Source organism: Lentibacillus cibarius (assembly GCF_005887555.1).
In the GTDB taxonomy this organism is placed as follows: domain Bacteria; phylum Bacillota; class Bacilli; order Bacillales; family Amphibacillaceae; genus Lentibacillus; species Lentibacillus cibarius.
In genome coordinates, this window is sequence record NZ_VCIA01000001.1 from 1,835,054 (window position 1) to 1,861,396 (window position 26,343).

The 26,343-nt window shown below is 42.7% G+C and carries 21 protein-coding genes and 1 pseudogene; 10 read left to right on the forward strand and 12 right to left on the reverse strand.

Annotated elements, in window-relative coordinates:
* Nucleotides 1-134: 134 nt before the first annotated feature.
* Nucleotides 135-1,379, forward strand: coding sequence for a dicarboxylate/amino acid:cation symporter (locus FFL34_RS08760; protein WP_138603118.1), 1,245 nt, complete (start codon nt 135-137; stop codon nt 1,377-1,379).
* Between the two features lie 169 nt (nt 1,380-1,548).
* On the opposite strand, the gene FFL34_RS18610 is transcribed toward FFL34_RS08760, so the two are convergent.
* From FFL34_RS18610 to FFL34_RS08785, 6 genes and pseudogenes are all read right to left on the reverse strand, one after another.
* Nucleotides 1,549-1,857 (reverse strand): cupin domain-containing protein, encoded by a 309-nt coding sequence (locus tag FFL34_RS18610; RefSeq protein ID WP_234031465.1) that lies wholly within the window; start codon nt 1,855-1,857, stop codon nt 1,549-1,551.
* Between the two features lie 57 nt (nt 1,858-1,914).
* Nucleotides 1,915-2,103 (reverse strand): annotated as a pseudogene (locus FFL34_RS18815) (helix-turn-helix domain-containing protein); the annotation flags it as partial.
* A 131-nt stretch (nt 2,104-2,234) separates the two neighbouring features.
* Nucleotides 2,235-2,489, reverse strand: a complete 255-nt coding sequence (locus FFL34_RS08770) for a hypothetical protein (protein ID WP_138603120.1) — start codon at nt 2,487-2,489, stop codon at nt 2,235-2,237.
* Nucleotides 2,490-2,599: 110 nt separating this feature from the next.
* Entirely contained in the window at nt 2,600-3,505 is a 906-nt protein-coding gene (locus FFL34_RS08775) for a hydroxymethylglutaryl-CoA lyase (protein WP_138603121.1), read from the reverse strand.
* Between the two features lie 384 nt (nt 3,506-3,889).
* The gene (locus tag FFL34_RS08780; RefSeq protein ID WP_138603122.1) at nt 3,890-5,728 is read right to left on the reverse strand and encodes a YhgE/Pip domain-containing protein; all 1,839 of its coding nucleotides are present in this window, start codon (nt 5,726-5,728) and stop codon (nt 3,890-3,892) included.
* 4 nt (nt 5,729-5,732) lie between these two features.
* The gene (locus FFL34_RS08785; protein ID WP_138603123.1) at nt 5,733-7,733 is read right to left on the reverse strand and encodes an efflux RND transporter permease subunit; all 2,001 of its coding nucleotides are present in this window, start codon (nt 7,731-7,733) and stop codon (nt 5,733-5,735) included.
* A gap of 214 nt (nt 7,734-7,947) precedes the next feature.
* Here FFL34_RS08785 and FFL34_RS08790 point away from each other — a divergent pair, with 214 nt between their 5' ends.
* Both FFL34_RS08790 and FFL34_RS08795 read left to right on the forward strand, forming a co-directional pair.
* Nucleotides 7,948-8,499 carry a TetR/AcrR family transcriptional regulator gene (locus FFL34_RS08790; protein WP_138603124.1) on the forward strand — a complete coding sequence of 184 codons (552 nt, stop codon included), beginning with the start codon at nt 7,948-7,950 and terminating at the stop codon, nt 8,497-8,499.
* 178 nt (nt 8,500-8,677) lie between these two features.
* Entirely contained in the window at nt 8,678-9,430 is a 753-nt protein-coding gene (locus FFL34_RS08795; protein ID WP_138603125.1) for an SDR family NAD(P)-dependent oxidoreductase, read from the forward strand.
* A gap of 53 nt (nt 9,431-9,483) precedes the next feature.
* Here FFL34_RS08795 and FFL34_RS08800 read toward each other — a convergent pair whose 3' ends face one another.
* Complete coding sequence (locus tag FFL34_RS08800) at nt 9,484-10,671, reverse strand: hypothetical protein (RefSeq protein ID WP_138603126.1); 1,188 nt, start codon at nt 10,669-10,671, stop codon at nt 9,484-9,486.
* Between the two features lie 228 nt (nt 10,672-10,899).
* Complete coding sequence (locus FFL34_RS08805) at nt 10,900-12,405, reverse strand: malate:quinone oxidoreductase (protein ID WP_138603127.1); 1,506 nt, start codon at nt 12,403-12,405, stop codon at nt 10,900-10,902.
* A 330-nt stretch (nt 12,406-12,735) separates the two neighbouring features.
* Here FFL34_RS08805 and FFL34_RS08810 point away from each other — a divergent pair, with 330 nt between their 5' ends.
* Nucleotides 12,736-13,485: a uracil-DNA glycosylase family protein gene (locus FFL34_RS08810; RefSeq protein WP_138603128.1), complete on the forward strand. Its 750-nt coding sequence runs from the start codon at nt 12,736-12,738 to the stop codon at nt 13,483-13,485.
* Nucleotides 13,486-13,696: 211 nt separating this feature from the next.
* Nucleotides 13,697-15,067: an FAD-binding oxidoreductase gene (locus FFL34_RS08815; RefSeq protein ID WP_234031466.1), complete on the forward strand. Its 1,371-nt coding sequence runs from the start codon at nt 13,697-13,699 to the stop codon at nt 15,065-15,067.
* Between the two features lie 74 nt (nt 15,068-15,141).
* Here FFL34_RS08815 and FFL34_RS08820 read toward each other — a convergent pair whose 3' ends face one another.
* From FFL34_RS08820 to FFL34_RS08830, 3 genes are read right to left on the reverse strand one after another with little or no spacing between them, the layout of a single operon-like run.
* Entirely contained in the window at nt 15,142-16,935 is a 1,794-nt protein-coding gene (locus FFL34_RS08820; RefSeq protein ID WP_138603129.1) for an ABC transporter ATP-binding protein, read from the reverse strand.
* Nucleotides 16,932-18,665, reverse strand: coding sequence for an ABC transporter ATP-binding protein (locus FFL34_RS08825; RefSeq protein ID WP_138603130.1), 1,734 nt, complete (start codon nt 18,663-18,665; stop codon nt 16,932-16,934). The genes FFL34_RS08820 and FFL34_RS08825 overlap by 4 nt, the downstream gene beginning before the upstream one ends.
* Nucleotides 18,662-19,126, reverse strand: a complete 465-nt coding sequence (locus FFL34_RS08830; protein ID WP_138603131.1) for a MarR family winged helix-turn-helix transcriptional regulator — start codon at nt 19,124-19,126, stop codon at nt 18,662-18,664. Before FFL34_RS08830 ends, FFL34_RS08825 begins: the two co-directional genes overlap by 4 nt.
* Nucleotides 19,127-19,356: 230 nt before the next feature.
* Here FFL34_RS08830 and FFL34_RS18245 point away from each other — a divergent pair, with 230 nt between their 5' ends.
* Complete coding sequence (locus tag FFL34_RS18245) at nt 19,357-19,521, forward strand: hypothetical protein (RefSeq protein WP_171046337.1); 165 nt, start codon at nt 19,357-19,359, stop codon at nt 19,519-19,521.
* A gap of 5 nt (nt 19,522-19,526) precedes the next feature.
* On the opposite strand, the gene FFL34_RS18250 is transcribed toward FFL34_RS18245, so the two are convergent.
* On the reverse strand, nt 19,527-19,670 hold the full coding sequence (locus tag FFL34_RS18250; RefSeq protein WP_171046338.1) for a hypothetical protein: 144 nt from the start codon (nt 19,668-19,670) through the stop codon (nt 19,527-19,529).
* 176 nt (nt 19,671-19,846) lie between these two features.
* On the opposite strand from FFL34_RS18250, the gene FFL34_RS08835 reads away from it, so the two are divergent.
* The 4 genes from FFL34_RS08835 to FFL34_RS08850 all read left to right on the forward strand — a co-directional run bounded on the left by FFL34_RS08835 (nt 19,847) and on the right by FFL34_RS08850 (nt 26,332).
* A complete protein-coding gene (locus tag FFL34_RS08835) occupies nt 19,847-20,644 on the forward strand; it encodes a LysM peptidoglycan-binding domain-containing protein (RefSeq protein ID WP_138603132.1) in 798 nt (265 codons plus the stop codon).
* A 500-nt stretch (nt 20,645-21,144) separates the two neighbouring features.
* A complete protein-coding gene (locus tag FFL34_RS08840; protein ID WP_234031467.1) occupies nt 21,145-21,954 on the forward strand; it encodes a transposase in 810 nt (269 codons plus the stop codon).
* A gap of 166 nt (nt 21,955-22,120) precedes the next feature.
* Nucleotides 22,121-23,692, forward strand: coding sequence for a PucR family transcriptional regulator (locus FFL34_RS08845; RefSeq protein ID WP_138603133.1), 1,572 nt, complete (start codon nt 22,121-22,123; stop codon nt 23,690-23,692).
* Between the two features lie 270 nt (nt 23,693-23,962).
* Nucleotides 23,963-26,332, forward strand: coding sequence for a molybdopterin-dependent oxidoreductase (locus FFL34_RS08850; RefSeq protein WP_138603134.1), 2,370 nt, complete (start codon nt 23,963-23,965; stop codon nt 26,330-26,332).
* Nucleotides 26,333-26,343 lie beyond the last annotated feature (11 nt).

The following is a 26,343-nucleotide window of genomic DNA, read 5'->3' on the forward strand; positions in this document are numbered from 1 at the left end:
TTGTGCAACAGCATGGCTTTTTCAAAATAAGAAGCACTTTTTTTGACACTGTTGAATAAAAAAGTTAGTGTCAATACATATAATTCCTATTATTTTTATATGAATTAATATCACCTTTTACAGGGGGAAAATCAATGAAAGCAATGTGGAGAGGTTATTTGCAAGCATCGCTCATATTAAAAATCACCGTTGCACTAGGGCTTGGTGTTCTAATTGGTTTGATTCTTGGCGAGGATGCAGCTGTTCTGGCGCCATTTGGCGATCTTTTGCTACGTCTTTTAAGATTTCTGATTGTACCACTCGTTCTGTTTACATTAATTGTTGGTGTCAATCAAGCAAATTTGGGAAATCTTGGCCGGATGGGCGGAAAAGTCTTTATCTATTATCTTGTGACATCAGCATTTGCTATCACAGTCGGAATCGCAGTTGCCAGCATGTTTAACCCTGGAACAGGAATGACACTTGATGGCAGTGAGTCATTTGATGTCCCGGAAAACCCCGGACTTACCAGTGTTCTCTTAAATATCGTTCCTAACAATATTATAACAGCATTCAGCGAACTGAACTTATTAGGTATTATTTTTACCGCGCTGGTATTCGGTATTGCTATCTCGATATTGCGTTCGTCAGAGAATACTCATGAGATTGGTGAAACCGTGTACAACGTTATCAACGGGCTCAACGAAGCTACGATGACAATTATGAAGGGAATCATTCAGTATGTCCCGGTCGGAGTTTTCGCGATTGTAGCAGAGATTGTCGGAAAGCAAGGAGGCAATACACTGCTTTCGCTTGGCAATGTGATTGCAGTTCTGTATATAGCATTACTTGTCCAGCTTCTCATCTATGTAATTTTTATGTCACTGTCAAAAATTAATATCAAAGACTTTTTCAAACAGGGACGCACACCGATGATCACCGCGTTTGTCACGCAAAGTAGCTCTGGCTCACTACCGCTGACACTGAATGCCGCTAAGAATCTTAACCTGGCAAAAAGTCTTTACGGGTTCAGTCTCCCGCTTGGTGCAACGATTAACATGGATGGAGCAGCCATCCGGATTGCCGTATCCGCCGTTTTTGCTGCCAACGTGGTCGGGGATCCGCTCAGCTTCACGGAAATGCTGCAAGTCGTGCTCGTCGGTACCTTGGCATCGGTTGGTACTGCTGGTGTACCTGGTGCAGGCATCATCATGATTGCTACCGTGTTTGCTCAACTTGGTTTGCCAATGGAAGCTGTTGGATTGCTCACCGCCATTGACGTTCTCGTCGGCATGGGATGTACAGCTCTGAACGTGACCGGCGATCTAGTCGGAACAAGCATTATTAATAAAACGGAACAAGACAGAGATGACAATTCTACAAATCTGAGCAAAGGTTAAATTCTCATACATCTCCCGTATTTTTCGGGGAGGTGTATGTTTTAAATGATGGACCAAGGTTGGACGGTCAAAAGATCTCGGAGAACAACGCTACTGGACATTTCCACCTGCAAAACGACTGAAAATACCCTCGAGAATACCTTCCACCGGGGGATCATCGCTAACCTGATTAATCGTCAATGAACACTGTCAGCACTTTAGCCCCATCATTGTCGACCGGGATGAACAGATGCGGTTTCACACCTTTAAAATAGCTTGTATCACCCTTTTCCATATAATGCTTTTCTCCGTCATAAAAAAGCTCAATCGCCCCTTCAACAATGTAAATAAACTCATCTTGGGAGTGCGTATACGGCTCGTGACGCTTATTATAATCTTTCGGGGTGACATGGACGATGGTCGGTTCAATCCGTGAAAAATGGGACCGATTGGCGAGCAGTTCAAACGAATAACCCATATTCTCATCATCTACGTTCATTTGCCTGTCCCCTTTAGGAAGCACCACCAAATCTGTCTCCGGATGCCCGTCTAGCACCCACGTTAACGGTACATCAAGGGCCTCAGAAACTTTAGAAAGTGTTGCAACAGCAGATGTAGTCTGGCCATTTTCAATTTTTGAGAGCAGGCTTTTGGAAATACCGCACCGATCTGCTACTTGCTGCTGTGTATGTTTACTTTTAATACGTGCTTGCTTCAGCTTCTGGCCTATCGTTTCAAGATTAATAGCTACTCTCTCCTTTCACCTGAATCAATCAAATTCCTTCCTACATAGAATAGAGCAAATTGCGCACGCTGGCAACCGGTAGATGTTTTTTAGCTGTACAAATGGGACGGCGATATAAGGTGGTAAGTAATTTAGCCGGATCCGTCGATGTCTCGGACTATTCCGGTGATGTCCCCGCACAATCCGTTGATATCTCGACCTATTCCGTTGATATCCCCGCATAATCCGTCGATACCTTCGACTATTCCGCTGATGTCCCCATACGATCCGTTGATGTCTCGACCTATTCCGCTGATATCCCCGCATAATCCGTCGATACCTTCGACTATTCCGCTGATGTCCTCATACGATCCGTCGATATCCCCGGTGGCCACATCCTGATACATGGCAAACCCTCACCTGCTTACATGCAGGTGAGGGTATTTCCGTCCATATTATAGTAACTCCTATTTCATTTCGCGTCTGCGTCCGATATCGGCGCTAAATCTCCTACCTATCAGCTTTGGCTTGCTGCTGATGCTAATGTCTTACTGGGCAGCGTTTTGCCTAGCTTATTCTGAATAAAAAGTGCCGCTTCCTGGAGTTTTCGTTCACTGATACCTGTATTGATTCCTAGTCCGTGCAACAAATACAAGACATCATTCGTCGCGACATTTCCCGCGGCTCCCGGTGCATACGGGCAGCCACCCAAGCCGCCAATGGAGCTGTCAAACCGGGTAATGCCATATTCCATCGATGTCATGATATTGGCGATGGCCATTCCGCGCGTGTCGTGGAAGTGCATAATGATGCTTTCCTGCGGGTAGCGGCTGAGGACGACATCCAACAGCTGCTCCACTTGCGAGGGTACGGCCGTGCCAATTGTATCACCAAGTGAAACATCATCCACACCGAATGCAAACAGCTTATCACAGACGCGAACGACCTGTTCCGGGGTAATCCGTCCTTCATACGGGCAGTCAAACACTGTCGACACATACCCCGTCACATGTTTTCCCGCTTTTTTTGCTTCCTCTATCACTTCCTGCAATACGGGAAAAGATTCGTCAATAGATTTGTTGATGTTTTTCCGGTTATGCGTTTCACTTGCTGACATGAACACCGATGCTCCGTCAATTCCCGTCTCCAACGCAAGCTCAAGCCCTTTCATGTTAGGAACTAGCGCCGAGTAACTGACATTTGGATGTCGTTTTATTCTTTTGCCGACATCATGAGCGTCCGACAAAGCCGGAACCCATTTCGGATGAACAAATGAGGAGTACTCAATCTCCTTCACACCCGACTCTGACAGCATATTAATCCAGTGGACTTTATCCGCCGTGGCCACCCTTGCTTTTTCATTTTGCAAACCATCGCGCGGACCAACTTCCTTTATCTGTACATTTTCCGGCCAACGTCCCATGCATCCCCCTCCTTTTCATTATTGAAAAACCTGCCTCGTGATGAATCCGTTTGCAAAGTTGCTTATAACACCAAATTTGCTGACAATAGTTCAACATATTCCCATTATATTCATATAAGTTTCTTTTGATTCAACATTGTTGAACCTAGTGTAATAAAAAATACCCGTTATGTCAAATTTATGAAATATAAAAATATTATGTACATAGTCGTCCCAGAGGTTATTTCCAAATGAAATATTCGTTTCTTATCTTTAAATAAAAACCCGAACGATGATTCAAAACCGTTAGATTTCGAATCAGTTCGGGTTTTCAGCATATAATTGACTTTTAAATGAAAAAAGGTGTTTCCTTTCAGCTATTATTTCGTATCTTCCATTAACGTATTACCGGAAAAGATCCATGAGCCGAGCCCAAAAACCTTTCTCTTCTTTTTCATCTGTTCGCTCGGTTAAATCAGGTTCTGCCATTTCAATCCGCTTGGTCTGCAGGACGAATTGCACCACGTCAATCTTTTCATTTTTATCTGAAACAAACGATTGCGGTTCAAAATCTGATGCGTCGTATTCATCCATCATTTCATCGACCTCTGACTGCACTTCACCAGGCAAATCGCTCGTTTCTTGCTGCAGTTCTTCTGCTCCACTTTTCAGTTCACTAGCACCGCTATCAAGGTCGGAGGTGCCTCCCGTTATTTCTTGAATACCGGCATTAATGTCCTGGTAGGAAGTTGCCAAATTGCCGACGCCATCGGTATAGTCTACCAGGCCGCTATGAAATGCCTTATATTCAGTAGCTAAAGCGGACAATCCTTTTTCCAGCTCTTTCAAGGCACCCATTTGATTCATGTTTTTCATGGATTTTTCTATACCAGTAGCCATATTTTCGGCATTGTTGGCCATCGTCCGTAAATTGCCGGAGACCTTATCCAGTGTACCGGAGACAGCACCAAATACTCTCTGAACAGCCTGATACGTCCCTTTGGCTTGTTGGGCGGACCGGTACGTATCCAGCAATTGTTTGATGACCCTTGGATCAGCATTACTGTTTTGTAGTGCTTGGATTTGTTGTTTACTAATTCCGTAGTTCGGTATCCCGCTCATAGCACTATCCAACTGACTGTACGCCTTCCTGTAATTTCGCTCCAAGGTATCCAGCCCTTCAGCCGACTGACGCAAACCGCCCGCCATATCACGAAGCCCTTTAGGCACCTTGTTAAACTCACGCATATCTGGGGCGCCAGCGTTCCCTTGCAAAGACTTGTCCATCTTTTGCAAAGCGTCACGAATGTCAGCAGAACCACGCTTCAGCTCACCGGACGATTGATCGAGTTCGTTTATACCACTTAAATAATCACTGGACCCGCTACTCAAATCGGCTGCACCGTCATTAAGATCAGAAATACCACGGTTCAAGTCACCGACACCCTTATTGATATCACGGATTGCGTTAGATAGCGACTGCATTTTGCTTTTCATATTACCTAAATTCGGATCCTCTATTGGCATAGACGCAGGTGTTGCCGATATGCTGATTGGATCCATTTCAAAATCGGTGACATCAGCGGATATAATAAACGTTTCCTCTTTTTCCGGCATCACGGTGAACGTTACTTGGGTATCTTTACCCGAACTAACTTTCATTCCATCAGGCGCCTGAATATTAGTGAATGTCTCCGGACCCATTGTCGCTGAAATTTGTAGCATGTAGTTCTTGAAAAATACGGGATCGACATTTCCATTGGCGGATGTGGCAATCTGCAGTTCGAGTGTACCGTTCTTGCCCGCCAGCTCATCCGGCCCCAATTCTTTTCCATCAAGTATATAGGTGATATGGATATCCCATGGGAGTGGCTGATTGGCCATATCTCCCTGATAATAAAACTCACCCTTTTCCGCTTGAAAACGGATTTTATTGTCGCTAGTCTGTTTCACGTCTTTTAAATTACTCAGGTTCCGGACATCAGTATACTTCCCGTAGTCCACAAGTTGACCGGGTTCGGTGACATGAAACGTGTTGATGACATACATATCTTCCAGCGAACCACTCGCATCCAGATTTCCGTAAATTGCCTCATCCTTCGTGGAATATTCGCCGGCTTTCGTCCCTGTATCATCCGTCTTTTGTCCATCATTCGTATCGTCTGCAGCAAAAGATGGTACGGGAAGTGAGCCAACCACGAGCATGGCACTCATTAATACAGTCAGTAATTTTTTTAGCCGCATAGCCTTACTCACCTCTATAAAAATTTGGTTTAAAGGTTGTTTTTTTGATAACCCGGTCAAATACAAGTAATAAAGCCGGTAGGAAAAGCACAACCAAGAGAAATGCCAGTAACGCACCGCGCCCAAGCAACAGGCCAATGGATGAAACGATTGGATCGGATGATGTTGCCCATAAAATAAATCCAACACTAGATAGGATTGATACAGACACACCAATTGAGAAAATCTTTTCATCAATTGTTTTCTTAACCGCAGCCATTGCGCGCATTTCTTTCCGGTTTTCGGTATAAGCTTCCGTCAATAAAATGGCATAATCGACCGTTGCGGCAAGCTGGACCGTGCTAACGATTAAATATCCTATATAGATAAGAGATGAATCGGTGAAATACGGCACCGCCAAATTAATCCATACAGCCGATTGAATCGTCAGCAGCAGTACAACCGGAATAGAAATTGATCGGAACGTGATTAAAAGGACAAGGGCAATCGTCATAACCGTCAGTACGTTCACCACTGTATTATCTCGCTCAACGACGTGTTTCATGTCATACAGTGTGACACTTTCCCCGAGGGCATAGTAATCATCGCCATAATAGTCTTCCGCTGTACCCTTCACATTCTCCACAAGGGAAAAGGCGTCTTCTCCCTCTGTATCAGTTGTCGTATTTAAAACAATTCGGCTGTAGTTCTCCGAGAAGAACTGACTTCTAGTCGATTCGTCGAGGTATTCAGGGGGTATGGCCGTTCCAACATTGCTAACATAGGAAACCGTACTTTTTACGTTATCAAGGTCATCAAGTTCCTGAACAAGCTCATCTTCCCGTGCCAGATCACCTTTTGGCACTAGCATAACGATTGGTGTAAATTTACCGAAATCATCTTTAATGTCGGCAGCATCGTGGCCAGCCCGAGTTGAATCCGGATGTCCCCCGGTCCCGTAAAGAAAGTTCGTCTCGCTCTGTGCCAAAAACGCCGGGACAATCAAGAGCAGTACGATGATAATGGTCGGAATGCGTAATTTAAGAAGACCCTTCCCAACACGCGGTGTCGTCGGTAAAAATGGTTTGTGTGCTGTTTTATCAATCCATTTATAAAACATTAGCGTCAGTGCCGGCAAGAAAACAATGACACTGATAAAACTGAGCAAAATGCCTTTAACCAGGTTCAGTCCCAAGTCTGCGCCAATTTCAAAGTCCATAAAGGTGAGCGCGGTGAAGCCGAAGAACGTGGTTGAAGCACTGGCAGCGATTGCTGGAAATGACCGCTTCATCGCAAGCTGCATGGCTTCTTTCGGGTCCGATGTCTCTTTCCGATAATCGGCAAAACTATGCAGCAGGAATATCGCGTAATCAAGCGATACAGCAAGCTGTAAAATCGGTGCCACTGCTTGTGTTACAAAGGAAATTTCGCCGATAAAGATGTTCGTCCCCAAGTTAATCAGGACAGAAACCCCAATAGCTGTCAGAAAAAATATTGGTTCGGCCCATGACGTTGTCGACAGAAATAGAATCAGGATGACAACCGGCACAAGAATCGCTGCAGCAAACATTGATTCCTTCCCTGTCTGTTCTTGTGATATGGCCGTATCCAACGCATCACCGGACATAGCGCCGTCTTCACCGATCAAATCATAGATAGCATCTGTTGTTTGCACTTCTTTACCATCTTCAATTTCAAAGGAAAACAGCGCATTGCCATCTTTATAGTACGATTCAACGGTATCTTCATCCGCCGTTTCGATCGGTGTCTTGATATCAATAGCGTCATCTAGCCACGTTACATTCGAGACGCCATCGATAGCTTTCAAATCTTTTTTATACGTCAATGCTTCCTGAATGCTAACGTCTTTCATCATTACCCGTGTATTGGCTACAGTCCCGTCAAATTCATCTTCCATCACATCCATCGCTACCGTGGATGGTGCGTCATCCGGTAAATAGTCAACCATATCATGATTGACCGAGACCATGGACTGTACCAACGCACTGACAATCGCCAGCATCATAAAGGTGATGACGATTGATTTTCTATGCTTTAAAACAGTTGTTCTTAGTTTTTCAATCGGTGTTCATCCTCTCTTGCTTCATTCATTCGAACACGATAATATTATATACGACAACGTGTTGGATTTACAACAAACAGTTTTTTATTTCGCGTATATAATCCGACATATGGAGAATAATTGTTGTCTAACATCTAAAAGAAAGTGTGACGTTTTGATGAACCAAAAATTAGACCGCCGAAAAAAATATACTCGCATGGCCCTAAAATATAGTTTAATCACATTGTTAAAAATAAAACCAATTTCCACTATTACTGTCAAGGAAATTTGCGAACGAGCCGATATTAATCGATCCACTTTTTACACCCACTACCATGACCAATTCGATTTACTAGAACAAATAGAGGAAAAAATGATTGCCGATATCAATACTTATTTAAGTCAGTATAATTTCACGCGAGATGAAAAATCCCTGCAAATGACGGAAAAGCTATTGGAATATATCGCCGCCAATTATGACATCTGCCAAACACTTCTTAATGAAAATGGCGATCATTCCTTTGAAAGGCGAGTAATGGACGTCGCCCGCACATTCCTCGTAAGAAACTGGACGGAAAAAAACAACATGGATGCTGACTTATCCGAATACGCCGGAACCTTCCTCATTAGCGGAAGCATCTACGTCATCAAGCAGTGGCTTGCCAACAACATGGACAAGCCACCAAAACAAATCGCCCAACTAATCAATAGCATAGAACTTAACGGATAGGCCCAAGAGGACAGCGAGAACCAAGGGGACAGGAGAACCAAGGGGACAGGAACCTTGGGCCACTTTGTTGGTGCACCGGGGTGCCTGTCCCCTTGGTTCTCATTGCTTTGAACAGTATAATTTAATAATAAACGTTTTAGTGTTAAAATAGTTACAAATCCAATTAGGAGGAATTCTCATGGGACGATTAGATAACAAAGTAGCCATTATTACAGGAGGCGGCGGTGGCCAGGGCAAGGAAGAAGCTATTCTATTTGCCAAAGAAGGCGCCAAAGTCGTTGTTACCGACGTACAGGAGGACAATGTAAAACAAGTGGCTGACGAGATAAACGCTGATGGGGGACAAGCTAGAGCATTTTTCCATGACGTATCTAGTGAAGAAGGCTGGAAGGAAGTTGTACAAAAAACGCTGGATGCATTCGGGAAAATTGACGTCCTTGTCAACAATGCCGGTATCACCATCCAGAAAAAAATGCATGAAACAACCGTTGAAGAATGGAACAAAATCATGAACATCAATTTAACCGGCACTTTCCTTGGTATGAAACATGTCGTACCACACATGCAGGAAAATGGTGGCGGCAGTATTATTAATATCTCGTCCACTTCCGGGTTAACCGGCGGGGGCGGTGCAAGTCCTTATACAGCCTCCAAGGGTGCCGTACGCATGCTATCCAAAGCAGCTGCCGTTGACTATGCCAAAGATCGCATCCGTGTCAACTCCGTCCACCCGGGCATCATTATCACACCGATGACCGAGGAAATGTTCCAGGATGAGCAAATGAGCAACTGGGCCCATTCCGTTACACCACTTCCGGACCTTGGCAAACCAGAAGACGTGGCCAATGGTGTGTTATACCTTGCCTCTGATGAATCGAAGTTTGTCACAGGTATCGAACTGCCAATTGAAGGCGGCTATACCGCGAAATAGCATATGAAACGGCTGTCCGGATATCCGGGCAGCCGTTTTTTAAATGAAATTTTTTACAGAAAACCTACAAGCACACCTGCGAGTACGACCGAAACAATGGTTACTGTGACAAAGCCTCCAACCAGCATCGGTGGCAGCATATGACTTGTCAGCACCTCTTTCTCTTGCTCATCGTCTGTTAACGATTCAATCACTTCATTCGTAATAATATAGTCAGCCGGGAATCCATATAATGCAGTCAGTGACACCGCAAAAGACATTTCTTTACTCGACTTGAGGAATCTTCCGACAATAAATGAAAGAATATACATACCGATGACGCCCAGCGCAATACTGCCAATAAGAACGAACAGAATGTCCATCATCATCGTTGGTGTTGCATTTTTAAGCCCGTCCAGGATATATAGCATAAGGCCGAGCATTGCAAAGCCGAATCCATTCGCTTTCTCCAATATGCGCGTTTCCAGAAAACCAATATTTGTTGCAATAACACCAAACAACAGACAAAGTACAAACGGGCTAATGGAAACAACAGGATCTAACATCGTTGATACAAGATAAGCGAGGTATCCAACCAAAGCAACCTTGAAAAATTTAAAATAGTTCGTGTTATACTTTTCCGGTATTTTGTTAAACAGCTTTGGCCTTGGCTTTTCTGTCACTTCTGTTGCAGCCGCGACTTCTTTTACAGCCAGCTTCCCGTCCCGATTCAGCTGAAGGAGCCGTTTCCCTTCACGTTTCAGCATAATGGATGTTAATGGATAGCCAACAAACCCTTGCATAACGTACACAACGATGGCAAATACAGATAACGTCGCAAGTCCAGCTTCTGTAGCGCCCTCTGACATAATAAGTGCCGATACCAATCCACCTACTAGTGGAGGTATAGCAACAATGACTGTCTTCATTCCGAACAGTAGCGTACCAATACTTAATAGTAAAATGATAGCCCCCACAATACCGGATAGGGCGATTAGGACGGTCCGCCATTGCCGCTTAAGCTCTTGCAGCGACAGCAATGTCCCCATATTTACAACCAACAGATACATTAATGCCGTCGCAACAACCGATGGAATACCTGCTTCCGCAACAATCTCTTTCGGGAAAAACGTCCAATACCCTAATAAAAATAGGATGGCACAAATAAAAATGGAAGGAACCCACGCCTTCGTCCTCACAGCGACAAAGTCTCCAATAAATAAAATGAGAATAACAATAGCTAGTGCAAGCATCTGTGACATAATCCGACAACTCCTACTAAAATGTGAGATAATATTAAGTATTGTAACAATTAATTCATATAAATAAAAGAATTTTTTATCATTTTATCTATGAAAATATTTCCTTTTACTAAAGGGGGGAAAAAGGGTTGGGGCAAATAGTTTATAATACTTATCTTATTTAAAAAATGAAAAGGAAGCATCCATTGCTGAAACAGCAAATGGATGCTTCCTTTACTTACTTTTCAATTATACCGGATTCGCCTGGCTTTCATCAGCCAAACCTAGTGCCTGGGCCGTTGTTTTATGAATGTCCTTGACTAATTCCGGATTATTTCGCAGTGACATGCCATATGAAGGAACCATTTCTTTTATTTTTGGTTCCCACGCGTCTATATACGCTGGGAAACATCTCTCCAAAATCTCCAGCATGATGGAAACCGAAGTAGATGCCCCCGGAGATGCCCCGAGCAATGCCGCAATCGTACCATCGTCGGAGTTAACAACTTCCGTACCAAATTGCAGTGTTCCTCTGCCACTGTTATCTGTATCTTTGATCACCTGTACACGCTGACCGGCAGTCACGATGTCCCAGTCTTCATTTTTTGCTGTCGGGATAAATTCACGTAGTTGCTCAATATATTGGTCTTTCGATAACATGAGCTGCCCAATTAAATACTTGGTTAGAGGCATGTTTTTAGCACCTGCCGCTAACATTGTAAGGGCATTGTTCGGTTTAACTGATCCCAATAAATCCATATTCGAACCGGTTTTTAGAAACTTTGGTGTAAATCCGGCAAACGGTCCAAACAATAACGTTTCCCGACCGTCAATATACCGTCTGTCAAGATGTGGTACAGACATTGGGGGCGCCCCAACTGGAGCTTTACCATATACTTTTGCCTTATGTTTTGCTACAACATCAGGGTTATCGCAAACTAAGAATAGTCCGCTTACAGGAAATCCGCCAACATGTTTACTCTCTGGAATACCTGTTTTTTGCAGTAATGGCAACGCTCCTCCACCAGCACCGATAAAGACGAAATTCGCCGTATGCGTCTCCAGTGTTCCGCGTTCAAAGTTCCGCACATCCACTTCCCATGTGCCATCGTCCGTACGTTTGATATCATCAACTGTGTGACTGTATTTGATATGAACATTTTTCTCTTCTAAATAATCCAGCAGTTTACCCGTTAAAGCTCCAAAGTTGACATCAGTCCCGGTGTCCATTTTCGTTGCGGCAATCGGCTGATGGACAGATCGCTCTTCCATGATTAACGGGATCCATTCCTTTAGCTTTTCCGGGTCATCGGAAAACTCCATCCCTTTGAACAGCGGATTATCTGACAGCGCTTTAAAACGCTTTTTCAAGAACTCTACATTATCTTCGCCGTGAACTAAGCTCATGTGTGGCAAAGGCATGATAAAGTCCTGCGGGTTATCAATCAAATTGTTGTTTATAAGATGGGACCAAAACTGCTTTGACACCTGAAATCTTTCATTAATGGTTAGTGCTTTACTAATATCAATCGACCCATCCGGCAGTTCCGGCGTGTAGTTAAGCTCACACAACGCAGAATGCCCAGTTCCAGCATTATTCCAAACATTGGAGCTTTCTTCCCCGGGGCTATCGAGTTTCTCAAAAATGGTAATGTCCCAATCCGGTGCTAATTCTTTTAAAAGTGTAGCTAATGTAGCGCTCATGATTCCGGCACCAATCAGGATAACGTCCGTTGTCGTATGTTTGTTACTCATGCTTTCATCCCCATCCTTTAATATTTACAGAAAGGATGCAAATGCTACTACTGATACTTTCATACATCCCTTCTAAATCAAGAATCTCTTATTATAGTTTACCAAAGTTTCTTAAAGACTGAAATATATATTTAATAAATATTCATTATCCATAGTATGATTACAGTTTATAATTGGTAGTAGGCCCAGTGGGTAGGCCCAGTAGGCCCAGTGGGGACAGGAACCTTGGACCACTTTTTCGTGGACCAGCGTTCCTGTCCCTCTGGTTCTCTCCCGTGCACCGGGGTTCCTGTCCCCTCGGTCCCTCAGAATAAACAAGGAGGCTGGCATATGTTACATGCAACGATTGAGCGATTTTTGCCATTCATTCGAACACTGGATACTGATCAACCGCTTACCAAGCAGGATTTATTGACAACATCTTTATTGATGGAGTGCGATGGTGACCTGTGTATGTACTATGCTCCCCATAACGACTATATCAATAAAGACGCAAGCATTGTTATTGTTGGAATCACCCCAGGTTGGCAGCAAATGAAAATCGCCTTTGAGCAATTTGTAAAAAGCCTTTCGTCTGGTGATTCACTGGAAACATGTCTGAAAGAGACAAAACATGCCGCTCGATTTGCTGGTGCAATGAGAAAAAACCTCCAATACATGCTTGACGAATGTGGTATTCCGAACGCACTCGGCATCCCTGCATCAGCTAATTTGTTCGGCAACAGCAGACACTTGCTTCATACAACATCAATCATTAAATATCCGGTATTTATCAACGGAAAAAATTATACTGGACATCAGCCGCCTATTCGCAGTTCAGCGATATTACAGCATTATGCCTGGGTAACATTCCCGGATGAACTGGCAAGTATCCAGCCACCCACGCTCGTTATCCCACTTGGAAAAACGGCGGAACAAATCATTACTAGACTGGCGGAAGAAAAGAAACTGCATGGTCATACGTACTTAACCGGTCTCCCACATCCATCCGGTGCAAACGGTCATCGTGTGAAACAATTCCAACAACAAAAACGGCAACTTCAGGAGAAAATCAAGGCATGGGCTGACGGGAGAATGTGATGGCCCAGTGGGGACAGGAACGCTGGACCACTTTTTCGTGCACCAGCGTTCCTGTCCCTCTGGTTCTCCGCTGTCCCTCTGGTTCTCCGGTGTTTACGGATCAAGTGGTTAATGGTAAACTTTGGTCGGTTTATTTCACGTAATTTTTCCACTAATGTGGCATAGAATTTACCTGTGAAAAAAGTGATCATTTATGATGGAGGGGATTGCATTGAGCGAACATATCAAAGCGAAAGACGAGGTAATTATATTTCCGGATCATCCTACATATGAGGAAAAAAGAAAGGTATGGAACACTGGGATCAATCGCTATCCGGCAGCCATATTTGTGTGTAGAAATGAAGAAGATGTTGTTGCTGCAGTAAATTATGCGAAGAAGCATGAATTAGACATAGCCATCCGTGGGGGAGGCCACCATTTTGCAGGCACAGCTGTTTGTGATGACGGGGTTATGATCGATTTGTCATCTATGAATCATGTTAAGGTGGATGAAAAGCGGCAAGTGGCCATTGTAGAAGGAGGCGCCAAGCTTGGTGATGTTGATGCGAAGACACAACAATTTGGTCTGGCTACACCGACAGGAACCGTTTCGGAAACCGGTATAGCAGGACTTGCACTTGGTGGTGGTTTTGGCTATCTCCGTGGTAAACATGGATTAACCAGTGATAATATTGTCGGAGCACGGATGGTCACAGCTGATGGCCATTTGATTGACGTCAATGAGAATAATCACCCGGACCTCTTCTGGGCAATCAAGGGTGGTGGCGGAAACTTCGGTGTCGTGACAAGCTTTGAATTTCAGCTGCACCCAGTTGGGCCTGAAGTGATGGCACTTGATGTTATGTACGATTACAATGACCTGGATACAGTTATTTTTAACCTCCAGGAGTATATGAAGACTGCTCCCGATGAGATCACAGTTAATCTGGCAATCGTACAGCTGCCTCCTGCACCGTTCCTACCGGCAGAATTGCATCATAAACGGGTTATCATGCTTTCCGGGATGTATGCAGATGAGGTCAACGATACAGTGGAAGAGGCAGTTATACAGCCGCTACAACATTTAGCCAATCCTATCATGGACCATACCGGCAAAGTAGCATATAACGAACTGCAAACGAAGCTGGATCCAATGGTACCGAATGGTGTACCGGTTGGTGGCACCTCCCTGTTTTTCAAGGAAATGACAAACGAAATGCTGTCTGTTTTAAAAAATGCAATTGAAAACGCAAATCTTCCAATGGTTATGGCTCAATTATGGCCACTTCATGGGAAAATAAATCGTGTACCAGCTGAAGAGACGGCATTTGCAGTAAGAGATGCGGGTTATATGCTGCTCATTGATGCTGAAGTTTCAAAAGACGACCCGGAAACATGCGAGCAATGGCTAGCTTCCGTTTATGAGCAACTGTTGCCATATGCCCATCAGAAGACGTCTTATCTAAATGGCATTAACCCGGATGAAACAATTATCAAAAACACTTATGGCGCCAATTATCAAAAGCTCGCCAATATCAAGGGAAAATATGACCCCAATAATGTATTCTGTCATAACCATAACATCGCACCCGAAAATGCCTAAGGCGGACCAGTGGGGACAGGAACCTTGGACCACTTTTTCGTGGACCAGCGTTCCTGTCCCTCTGGTTCTCCCCATTACCCGGCCTGTTCTTCGGCGAATTGGCTGTTGTATAGGTCGGCATAGAAGCCTTGTTGTTCCATTAATTCGTCGTGTGTGCCTTGTTCGATGACGTTGCCTTGATTCATGACAAGGATTTTATCTGCATTCTTTATGGTAGACAGCCGGTGAGCAATGACAAAGCTGGTTCTGCCTTCCATCATCTTGTTCATTGCTTCTTGAATAAAGACCTCTGTTCGTGTATCTACACTGGATGTGGCTTCATCAAGAATCATGATTGATGGGTCAGCCAATATTGCTCGGGCAATCGTAAGCAGCTGCTTTTGGCCCTGGGATATATTGGAAGCATCCTGGTTCAACATCGTATCATAGCCATCCGGTAATGTTCGAATGAACTGGTCAGCGCGTGCTGATTTGGCTGCTTCAATCACCTCGGTCTCAGACGCATCCCGTTTACCGTAGGCGATATTATCCTTGATTGATCCGTTAAACAACCATGTATCCTGCAGTACCATGCCAAATTGTGCACGCAAATCATGCCGTGACATGGAAAGAATATTTTTACCATCAACCTCAATGGAACCTGCATTTACTTCATAAAAACGCATCAGTAAATTGATCAATGTTGTTTTGCCGGCGCCGGTTGGTCCAACAATGGCAACCGTCTGCCCGGGCTTGACGTCAATATTCAAATCCTCCATCAACCATTCGTCGTCATAGCCAAATGCGACATGATTGAACGTAACAGCACCTTCTGCCGGGGGGACGTCTCCCGATGCTGTTTCAGGAACCTCTTCTTCTTCATCAAGGAGATTGAATACACGCCTCGCAGCTGCAATGGTTGCCTGAATGATATTAGCAATGTTGGCTGTTTGGTTAATTGGCTGATTGAATTGTTTTGTATACGTAATGAATGCTTGAATATCCCCGATGGAAATGGCCCGTTGTGTCACCAATAGACCACCGACAATACTGATCAGGACATAGCTTAAGTTTCCGATAAACGTCATAACCGGATTAATGATCCCGGATATAAACTGGGCACGGCGCCCTGCATGATAAAGCTCTTCGTTCATATCGTCGAATGTCTCCTGTGCATATGCCTCCTGACCAAAGGCCTTGATGATCTGATGATTTGTATACATTTCCTCGATATGACCGTTCAGCTTACCAAGTGAATGTTGTTGATTGGTAAAATGGCTCTGTGACTTTTTTAAAAATGGCTTAATCACAAACAAGGATACAGGGATACTGACGACGGCAATAAGCGTCAATAGCGGACTGATGGTCAACATCATTATTGCGATACCTACAAGCATCACCATCGAACGGATGAACTGCGTGATACTTTGCTGCAATGTATTGCCGATGGTGTCGATGTCATTGATTACCCGGCTCAGCGTATCCCCGTGTGAATGACTATCATAATAGTTAAGCGGCAGCTTTTCCAATTTCTTAAAAATATCGGCCCTTAAGTCATACACTGTATTCTGCGCGACACTTGCCATTAAATATTGCTGTATAAATGTAAACAGACTGCTGAAGACGTATAACCCCGCAAGCAGAAGGAGCATTTTGCCAACTTGGACAAAATCAATCCCCTCGCCGGTACCTGTTAGCTTGGCATAGGCGCCTTCGAATACCTCTGTAACCGTATCACCCATCACTTTAGGTCCTAAAATGGCGAATAACGTACTTAACATCACAGCAATCAGAACAACGACTAACCGCGTGCGCCTTGGAGCAAGATAACGAAGGAGCCGCTTCAGTGTTGCCATTGATTGATTTGTGTTTTTGTTCGGTTGACTCATGCGATCCCCTCCTCACCGTACTGGGACTTGACAATTTCGCGGTAGGTGTCACTGGATGCTAGCAGTTCCTTATGTGTACCAACGCCGTCTATCTGGCCATTATCAAGGACGATGATCCGGTCTGCATGGATGACGGAACTGACTCTTTGTGCCACGATAAGAATAGATGCATCAGTCACTTCATCCGCTAAAGCTTGCCTTAGTTTGGCATCTGTTTTATAGTCAAGTGCTGAGAAACTGTCATCAAATAAATAAAGATCCGGGCGTCTGACAAGCGCTCTGGCAATGGCCAAACGCTGCTTTTGACCACCTGATAAGTTCGTGCCACCTTGATCGAGATTGGTGTCATAGCCGTGTTCCATATTGGAGATGAAATCATCCGCCTGGGCAATTTTTGCTGCCCAGCGAACTTCCTCTATGGAGGCATCCGTTTTACCGTAGCGAATGTTGTCGGCAATTGTCCCGGAAAATAAAGACGCTTTTTGTGGAACAAGACCAATCCGCGAACGAATATCAGCCTGATCGATTTCTCTGATGTCGGTTCCATTCACACGGATGGCCCCTTCTGCAACATCATAGAAACGTGGAATCAGATTGATTAGCGTGGACTTTCCTGATCCCGTCCCACCTATAATGGCCGTGATTTCACCTGGATTTGAGTGGAAATCTATATCTCTCAGGGCAGGCTCCTCGGCACCTGGATAATAGAATGTGACATGATCAAATTCCAAGGAGCCTTTTTCCTTGAAGTCTTCTGTTGTTGCACTTCTATTTTTATCTATGATGGTCGGCTTGGTCTGGAGCACCTCATTAACGCGATTAGCCGAGACAGCTGCACGCGGCAACATGACAAACATCATGGAAGCCATAACGAGGGAGAACATAATTTGCATGACATACTGGATAAACGCCATCAAATCACCAATCTGCATATTCCCGCCACTAATACGGATACCGCCAAACCAGATAATCGTAACGACCGTTAAGTTCATGAGCAACATCATAAGCGGCATTAAGAAAGCCATCAGTTTATTAACTTTAATCGTCACATCGGTCAAATTGGTGTTAGCTGTCTTCAATCGGTCTGATTCAACAGCTTCTTTGTTAAAAGCACGAATAACACGCACACCTGTCAAATTTTCCCGCATAACTAAATTCAGTTTATCTAGTCGCTTTTGGACAGCTTTAAACAGTGGCATGCCTTTTTTCAAAATAAGAACAATAGCCGCTACTAAAAACGGCATAACCCCAAGGACAACGAGGGATAATTTGGCATCTTTGGAAACTGCCATAATGATTCCGCCAGCCATCATAAGCGGTGCCATAATAACCATACGGAGCAGCATCATCATCACGCGCTGTATTTGGGTAATATCATTGGTCGTCCTTGTGATAAGGGAAGCTCCCCCAATTTCATCAAATTCCTGGGATGCAAAAGTTTGGACATGACTGAACACGTCCCGGCGAATGTCCCGCCCGTGCCCCATGGCAATTTTCGAGGAATAAAAACTCGCCAGAACCGCAACACCGATGCCAAGTGCAGAGACACCAAGCATAACTGCGCCAACCTCCCAAATATAGGAGATATCCCCTTCAACGACGCCGTTATCAACGATGTTTCCCATCAATGTTGGCAGTAAAAGGTTCGACATGGCTTGTGCAAAAACAAGTCCAAATACCAATGCAAGTTGCCATTTATAGGGAGATAATTTTTTGAGGATCTTGATCATTCGGTTCCACCACCTTCAAAAAACGATACAATATGCTGGTGCATATGAATGAGCTCGTTAAACTGTTCTTCTGTAAAGGAATTAACAGCATTATTAAAACGGCTGTGCACACCGTCTTCCTGTGATTTCATATCATCAAGCAGTTCCTTGCCGCGATCACTTAATGATACATTCATTTCCCGCCGGTTTCCTTCAACATGACTCCGATTAAGCAAATCGGCCTGGACAAGTCCGTCTATCGCATGGCTCAACGTGCTTTTAGGATAATGCGTCCGGGCCTGCAGTTTTTTCTGCGATATTTGCTTGTTGTGCTGCATCATGACAAGGATGGCAAACTGCGGCACCGATAAGTCATTGTCAGCGGCCGTCTGTTTGACCTGCGTCATAATTGATTTCTGCAGCTGCCAGAATGATTGCATAAGTGCCATTGGCCGATTAACTTCATACATATCCTTTCCCATATCCTCACCCACTTTCAAAGGAAAATTTATAAGAATGTACAATTTTAAACTGTTCAAATATGAACCATTTATGTATATTATACCTGTTTAACTATAATGTCAATGGGGACCAGAGGGACAGGAACCTTGGACCAGTTTTTTGTGAACCAGCATGCCTGTCCCCATGGTTTGAAAAATGAATACTTTTTTCGTCTTTTTCCATACTAAAAGAAAAAGGAGGAGAGCACACAATGGCAAAACGAACAAAGAAAAATGACCCGCAGCAAAAGAATAAACAGGGCTTTGATTCCAGTAAAACTGACTCAGAATTTTCCAAGGAGTTTGGCAGTGCTAGTGCAAATCAGGCACATAAGGAGAAAGCAAAAAAGAAAAGGGAACTCAGGTCAACAGACTAGAACAACTATACTTTTAAAAGAGGGCCAATTAAAATAACTAAATCCAACCACCAACAAGCAGGGTCATAGTAACGTTGATAGCTATAGGTACAAAAAAGCATCCCTTTATTTTCAAGCGTAAAGGGATGCTTTTTCTTTTCAACAGTCATTCTATAGGCACTTCCCTATGTCGTGTTATACCGCATGAGGAAACAATTAATGCGGCAAGAGTGATATCTCCACAGCCTTCTTGCAAGCCTCGGCCAATCCTAGCCTATTTTACATTCACCACTGTTTATGTAGGCGAATACCATAAATAATAAAAATGAGCGCAGGAGTGATTTTAATGCCTATTGTTAGTGGGACTTCTTTTGTCTATACAGTTAAACAAGGCGACACACTTTATTCGATCGCCTCAATCGTAGGAGGAACCGTGCCGCTCTTAGTAGAAGCAAATGCGATTTACCCCCCTGTTACCGATCCATATCTCATTTTCCCTGGTCAGGTTCTAGTTATTTCAAAACCTGGTACTAGACAAGTTAATCACATTGTCAGCAACGGAGAAACACTAAGCCGAATTGCCCGACGGTACGCAGCAAGTATAGATTTATTGCAAGGAATAAATACGCATGTCACGAACCCTAACTTTATTTATCAAAACCAGATTCTTCAAACTCCGGCCCTGATTTATTCAGTCGAACGAGGGGATACATTAAACAAAATAGCTCAGCGCTTTGGTGTTTCCTTATCCTCATTATTAGAAGCAAATCGTGAGCGCCCGGGTATCTCACCCGATATTATTTACCCTGGATACCAACTCATTATCCCACTTCCGACATCAAATAATATCGTTGTGTTCCAGCCACTGCCTGGGACAAAAATACGTGAAGGTCAAATACTTTCGGGATTTGCACGTGCATTTGAAGGAACAATCCTTTACCGCATAATTGATCATAATGGTCAAATTGTAACGGAAGAATCACCTATTCAAACAGCTGCAGGCGCCCCGGCTTACGGCTCATTTTCCACTTCCATTAGATTTAATCAGCAACCAGCTACACAGACAGGTGAACTATGGGTCTACACAAAAAGCCCACGAGATGGCAGCATGCAGGATTTAGTGCAAATAGCGGTAGCTTTTTAGGGGACAGTGGGCAGGGGCCCGAGGGGACAGGAACATTGGACCATTTTTTGTGAACCAGCGTGCCTGTCCCCATGGTCATTTCCTATTTTTCTAAAAGCGACTTCATTAAATTGGGTAGCAATCGAAAGAATAAGCCTTTATATTTTAAATCAGCCAAACCAGCAATAAAAAGGATTGCTGCCATTAAAAATAACAATGGTTTTTTGTTGTATTTGGTAAGCTTGATCATAGATTTATACCTCACTTTGCTAAAGAACCAGGGGGACAGGAACATCGGACCATTTTGTGAACCAGCGTGCCTGTCCCCATGGTCCTGCCAAAAAATTTTTTTAACTAACTTAAAAGTGGTATTTTAGAGCTATTGTAAGATAGTTTTTAAACTTTTTCTATAAAAAGGCAAGTGAAATATTCGTTTCAAGAGAAAAACGAGGCGAAAACTACTATTTGATGCAAATACGTGTTTTGACCTCGCTGCAGATATACCTTATATTATTGATAAAATGCGGAGTGGCGCTGCGCAGTCATTCCAGATTGATGAGGTGATTCATCTGGTTAGAAAACCGAGGAAGAAAAGTCGTACTGGCATCTATCATATTATGCTGAGGGGGGTTAATCGACAAGTAATTTTTGAGGATGAAGCGGATAAGCATAGACTTTTGGAGACGATAAAACGCTTTAAAGAGAAAAGTCATTTTAAAATCTATAGTTATTGTTTGATGGATAATCATATTCATTTGTTAATGAAAGAGACGGAAGAGCCTGTTTCAATGATTATTCAAAGAATCAGCTCAAGTTATGTCCATTGGTATAACAACAAATATGATCGTACTGGCCATTTATTTCAAGAAAGGTTTAAAAGTGAATGTGTCGAGACTGTTTCTTACTTCTTAACCGTTCTCCGTTATATCCACCAAAATCCCATAAAAGCCGGATTGGCATCCAATGTTTTAAAATCTGAATGGACGAGTATACATGAGTATATCGACAAGCCACGGTTTATAGATATTAATTTGGGCCTCAAGTTATTTTCCCCGGACAGAGCAAAGGCCATCCAATTATTCACCCTATATATGCAGGAATCAAATGATGACAAGTGTTTGAATGACCACATAAGGCTAAGAATGACTGACAACGAAATTAGAATCTATCTGGCCGAATTGGGCGTACCAAACAGCAGCCTGTTGCAACAAATGGGAAAGAAAGAGAGAAATGAATTGCTTGTTAAACTAAAAGCATTGAATGGTGTATCTCACCGGCAACTGGCCAGAATGACCGGCTTATCAAAAAGCGTGATTACACGAGCACGTTAAATGGTTTGAAATGAACCGAGGTTCCTGTCCCCTCGGTTCCTACATGTCCCCTTGTTTCCCACAATAGCGGGTTGAATAAATTTTTGTTAAAATATATGTGTAGGTTCGGCGACGTGTGTATTTGCGACTAATTATAAAAATCCTCTGAGAAAAGGGTAATGACCAAATGAAGATTTCATTTAATGATGTTTTAATATCCGTTCCATTGTATCAATTGACGTTTTTAACCGTTTTTCCACAGGAGGAAATTTTTTATGAACACATTACCACGAAGATTCTTGATGAATGGTCAAGTGGTTCAACGCTACTTGTTGTTAAGACAAAAGAGGAATGGAACAAGCTAAATGATATCCGCATTACCAACCAGGTTATTCAGCGTCCAAATCTGTGTGCGATTGTGGTCTGTTATGAGTCAGGTCATTATTTTAACAGAGAGGCTCTAGAGACTTATCAACAGTGTCAGATTCCTATTGTGCAAATAAATAATGTCCATCTGATTGAGGATTTATTTGAGGCAACTCAACCTATCTTTCATTATAACAATTTAAGTTTAGAGTTGGATGGGTTTTATAAACGGGGCTTTATGGATATCGCATCAAACTTATCTTTAGCTTTTCATACCCCTTTTCTTTTTCTGGATGATCATTACGAATTGCTTTGGCATGTAGGTTCACCTCGAAATGTAAGCGATTGTATTCAATGGCTTCATACAAATCAACAGACAGTAAATATGATGGTGGAAGAAAATCAAAAGAATCAATTTCAGGCAAATGATGCTTTACCATATGAACTATATACGCTGGCAATCGCCGGTCAAGCACAACTTATTCTAGTGACAGATTCAGGACTTGCTTTATGGCAAAAAAGGATAATCGACAAATTGATTGGATTCACTGCTGTTTTGTTTCAAACAGAAGAGGTAATTCGCGACCAAAATGATCGATTTAAAGAATCCTTTATGTATGAATTGTTTTATCGTAAATTTGAATCGAAAGAAGCGCTTGTTTCTCAAGGAAAGGCTTGGAATTGGAACCTAGAAAAACCTCATCATCTGTTAGTGATCGAAATTGAAGCGATGACTGAAGAAACAAATAAAGATATCACTCTGCTTGATGAAATAGTCTTCCATTTAGAAACTAGAAAGTCGGAATTGGAACGTCCGCTTATTATTATATCTTTCCAAGAGCATATCATTATTCTGATAGAAAGTGATGAATACCACAATATGCAGAGAAACAAGAAGGCGGCCATGGCCGTTGCTTACTGGGCTGAACAAGAAATGAAGTCAATCCAAGATCAATATAATGCGTATATCGGTATAGGGAAATGGTATAAGGATACGATTGATCTTAATAAAAGTTATCAAGAAGCGAAGATGGCCATTCGATTCGGTAAAGTGTGGTTTGAGCAACAACGTGTTTTTCATATGAGTGACCTCGGTGTTGTTCATCTATTATCCAATATTGATCAGGATACTTTATTTGCTTTTTGTAAAGATTATTTGGCCCCGTTAATCAATAGTGACAAACTTTATGATACGGACTATCTTCTAACGTTGAAAAACTACTTTCATTTCCACGGGGCCATCAACGAGGTCGCGGAGTCATTATATATTCATCCTAATACATTGAGGAAACGGTTGAATAAGATTGAGAAAATCACTGGGTTCAATCGTCAAAACTTCGAACAGCTTCTAACAATCATGATTGCTATTAAAATATATTATTCATTTACTTAACGCAATAAATCACCAACGAGCCAAGTTTTCCAATTTGGGGAGAACTTGGCTTGTTTTATCTTAAATTGTACATATATTCGCCACATTTTGTTCATTAACACTATGAACGTGGAAGTAACGATGTATGAATTCCACTTTCTCGGTGGGTGAAGTGTGGTATTCCGTCCACTATCTTAAATCGATAAAACTGATTAGGATAAAGTTAGAACTTGTTTCACACAACATATGATCATCATTTATTTTACCTAGAAAATGAAATGGGGGCTCCGAATGGGTATCTCAAGAAGAAATTTTATCAAAGCTGGACTAGCAGGCTCCACGGCGCTCGGATTATCTGGTCCGATGGCATCTAAGAAATGGTTTCAATCAGCTACAGATAATAGCAAGCAAGCAAACGAAATCGATGCGTTCACTTATCATACGCCTAACTGTGGCGGACGATGTGCGTTCAAATGTACTGTAAGGGATGGTAAACTCTCTCTAATTCAACCAAACACATGGGCAGATAATCGCTTTTCAACCATTTGTTTAAAAGGGTTAAGTGAAGTCGAGCGTGTGTATAGCCCGGATCGTTTGCAAACGCCGCTGAAGCGAGTAGGAAAACGGGGTGAAGGGAAATTTGTTCCTATTTCATGGGACGAGGCTCTTGATTCGATTGCCGATAATTTAAAAAAGGTGATTGATAAACATGGTGGAAAATCAGTCCTTTTAAGTCTTTCATCAGGTGTCGAACATAACTATCAACACTTAAGCACGTTACTAGGCACGCAATGGGTTTGTGAACATGGCATCGATATCGGTGCTGCGAATGGTCTTGAAAAATGTATCGGTGGAAATGTCTATGCCTACGTCCAAAATGAAGTGACTGACTGGGTCAATTCTTCAACAATTATTATGTTAGGTTGCAACTTACTCGAGACAACGATTACAGATTCGAAATTTTTCTTTGCTGCTAAAGAAGCGGGAACAAAAATAATTGCCGTTGATCCGAACTATTCCACAACAGCTTCTAAATCAAACCAATGGATTGCAATTAATCCAGGAACAGATGGTGCATTATTGTTAGGGATGATTTCGCTCATTATTGATAATGAATGGTATGATCACGATTTCTTAGTGAAAAATTCTTCATTCCCGTTCCTAGTACGAGAAGATAATGGTCAATTCTTGCGTTCTAATCAATCAGTTAAAGAAGATGACATTCAACCACCACTTGTTTGGGATGAAATCAGCAACTCAGCTAAACCTTTTAATAAAAAAGGTATCAAACCAGCTTTGGTTGCAGAACACACCATTGATGGCGTCAAAGTGAAGACGGTCTTTAGCCTTTTAAAAGCGAATCAAAAACAATATACATTGAGCTGGGCAGCCGAAGAAACAGGTATTGAAAAACATATCATTACGGAATTAACGAAAGATTATGCGACAAAAGGTCCTGCAGTGCTAGGTTGGGGATTCGGTGGTTTGGACAAGATGTCGAATGCGGATATTGTCGGACACGCAGGAGCCATTCTAGGAACATTAACCGGTAACTTTGGACGCGTAGGCGGTTCTGTAGGTGCATTAACACACCACGCTGCGGCATGGAGCGCCAAGCTAAACGACTGGAAATTCCCTAAAAAATTTCAAATTTCACCACTTGAAATGCCAACATCTGATTTCCGGGAGAAGAAAAGCTCTGTTAAAGCAGTCATCAATGTTGGGAATACATTACAACAACATTTCGCGAATTTAAGTAAAACACAAGATTGGATTCAAAACTTAGATTTTCTGTTAACGATTGAACCTTTCCATAACCCTAGTGTGAATTATTCTGATATTGTGCTTCCGGCAGCGACACCTTTTGAAAGTGAGTATGACATCGTTAACATGCAAATTAACCGTTCTCACGTATTGTTATCAGAAAAAGTAATTGATCCGTTATATGAAAGTAAGTCTGATTTTCAAATTGAAAAAGAAATACTAACTAAGTTTGGTCTAGATAAATATCTTCCCAAGACTCCAGAGGAATTAATCGAGCATCAGCTCAACTCAAAAGACCCTGCTTTGAATGGTATTAATGTTAAAACACTTAAAAAAAATAACTTCATTATGAGATTGAATGTTCCTGATAAACCTTACCGGGGGTTAATGGATCAAAAGTATGATACACCAACTGAAAAAATTGAAGTTTATACTGAACAACTAGTTGCGTTTAATCAAGCATTACCTAATTATGAACGACCTTCTGAAGTATATAAAGGTAATCCTTTAATGGAAAAATATCCTTTGCAATTTATTCAAGCCCGTTCGAGATATCATGTTCATTCGCAATTCACGAACGTAAAATGGCTTACGCAACTGGAAGGTGGCGGACCGAAATTGGACATAAATCCGGCTGATGGGAAAGCAAGAGGGTTAGCAAACAATGCAAAAGTTGAGATATTTAATGATCGAGGTTCATTTAAAGCGACCTGTAAATTTACAGAGGCCATGAGACCTGGACAAGTGAGAATGCATGAAGGTTGGTGGACGGAACATATGATTGAGGGAAATTTGCAAAATGTGACGAACGATACGTTTATTGACCGACACTACAAATTAACAAATGGCCCGGTTATTCCTTTTAACGACACATTAGTCGAAGTGAAAAAAATATAGGAGGTGCTTTT

Coding starts and splice junctions, on each gene's coding strand:
- FFL34_RS08760 (WP_138603118.1), top strand. CDS start 135: ATGAAAGCAATGTGGAGAGGTTATTTGCAAGCATCGCTCATATTAAAA.
- FFL34_RS18610 (WP_234031465.1), bottom strand. CDS start 1,857: ATGAACGTAGATGATGAGAATATGGGTTATTCGTTTGAACTGCTCGCC.
- FFL34_RS08770 (WP_138603120.1), bottom strand. CDS start 2,489: ATGTATCAGGATGTGGCCACCGGGGATATCGACGGATCGTATGAGGAC.
- FFL34_RS08775 (WP_138603121.1), bottom strand. CDS start 3,505: ATGGGACGTTGGCCGGAAAATGTACAGATAAAGGAAGTTGGTCCGCGC.
- FFL34_RS08780 (WP_138603122.1), bottom strand. CDS start 5,728: ATGCGGCTAAAAAAATTACTGACTGTATTAATGAGTGCCATGCTCGTG.
- FFL34_RS08785 (WP_138603123.1), bottom strand. CDS start 7,733: ATGATGCTGGCGATTGTCAGTGCGTTGGTACAGTCCATGGTCTCGGTC.
- FFL34_RS08790 (WP_138603124.1), top strand. CDS start 7,948: ATGAACCAAAAATTAGACCGCCGAAAAAAATATACTCGCATGGCCCTA.
- FFL34_RS08795 (WP_138603125.1), top strand. CDS start 8,678: ATGGGACGATTAGATAACAAAGTAGCCATTATTACAGGAGGCGGCGGT.
- FFL34_RS08800 (WP_138603126.1), bottom strand. CDS start 10,671: ATGTCACAGATGCTTGCACTAGCTATTGTTATTCTCATTTTATTTATT.
- FFL34_RS08805 (WP_138603127.1), bottom strand. CDS start 12,405: ATGAGTAACAAACATACGACAACGGACGTTATCCTGATTGGTGCCGGA.
- FFL34_RS08810 (WP_138603128.1), top strand. CDS start 12,736: ATGTTACATGCAACGATTGAGCGATTTTTGCCATTCATTCGAACACTG.
- FFL34_RS08820 (WP_138603129.1), bottom strand. CDS start 16,935: ATGAGTCAACCGAACAAAAACACAAATCAATCAATGGCAACACTGAAG.
- FFL34_RS08825 (WP_138603130.1), bottom strand. CDS start 18,665: ATGATCAAGATCCTCAAAAAATTATCTCCCTATAAATGGCAACTTGCA.
- FFL34_RS08830 (WP_138603131.1), bottom strand. CDS start 19,126: ATGGGAAAGGATATGTATGAAGTTAATCGGCCAATGGCACTTATGCAA.
- FFL34_RS18245 (WP_171046337.1), top strand. CDS start 19,357: ATGGCAAAACGAACAAAGAAAAATGACCCGCAGCAAAAGAATAAACAG.
- FFL34_RS18250 (WP_171046338.1), bottom strand. CDS start 19,670: ATGACTGTTGAAAAGAAAAAGCATCCCTTTACGCTTGAAAATAAAGGG.
- FFL34_RS08835 (WP_138603132.1), top strand. CDS start 19,847: ATGCCTATTGTTAGTGGGACTTCTTTTGTCTATACAGTTAAACAAGGC.
- FFL34_RS08840 (WP_234031467.1), top strand. CDS start 21,145: ATGCGGAGTGGCGCTGCGCAGTCATTCCAGATTGATGAGGTGATTCAT.
- FFL34_RS08845 (WP_138603133.1), top strand. CDS start 22,121: ATGAAGATTTCATTTAATGATGTTTTAATATCCGTTCCATTGTATCAA.
- FFL34_RS08850 (WP_138603134.1), top strand. CDS start 23,963: ATGGGTATCTCAAGAAGAAATTTTATCAAAGCTGGACTAGCAGGCTCC.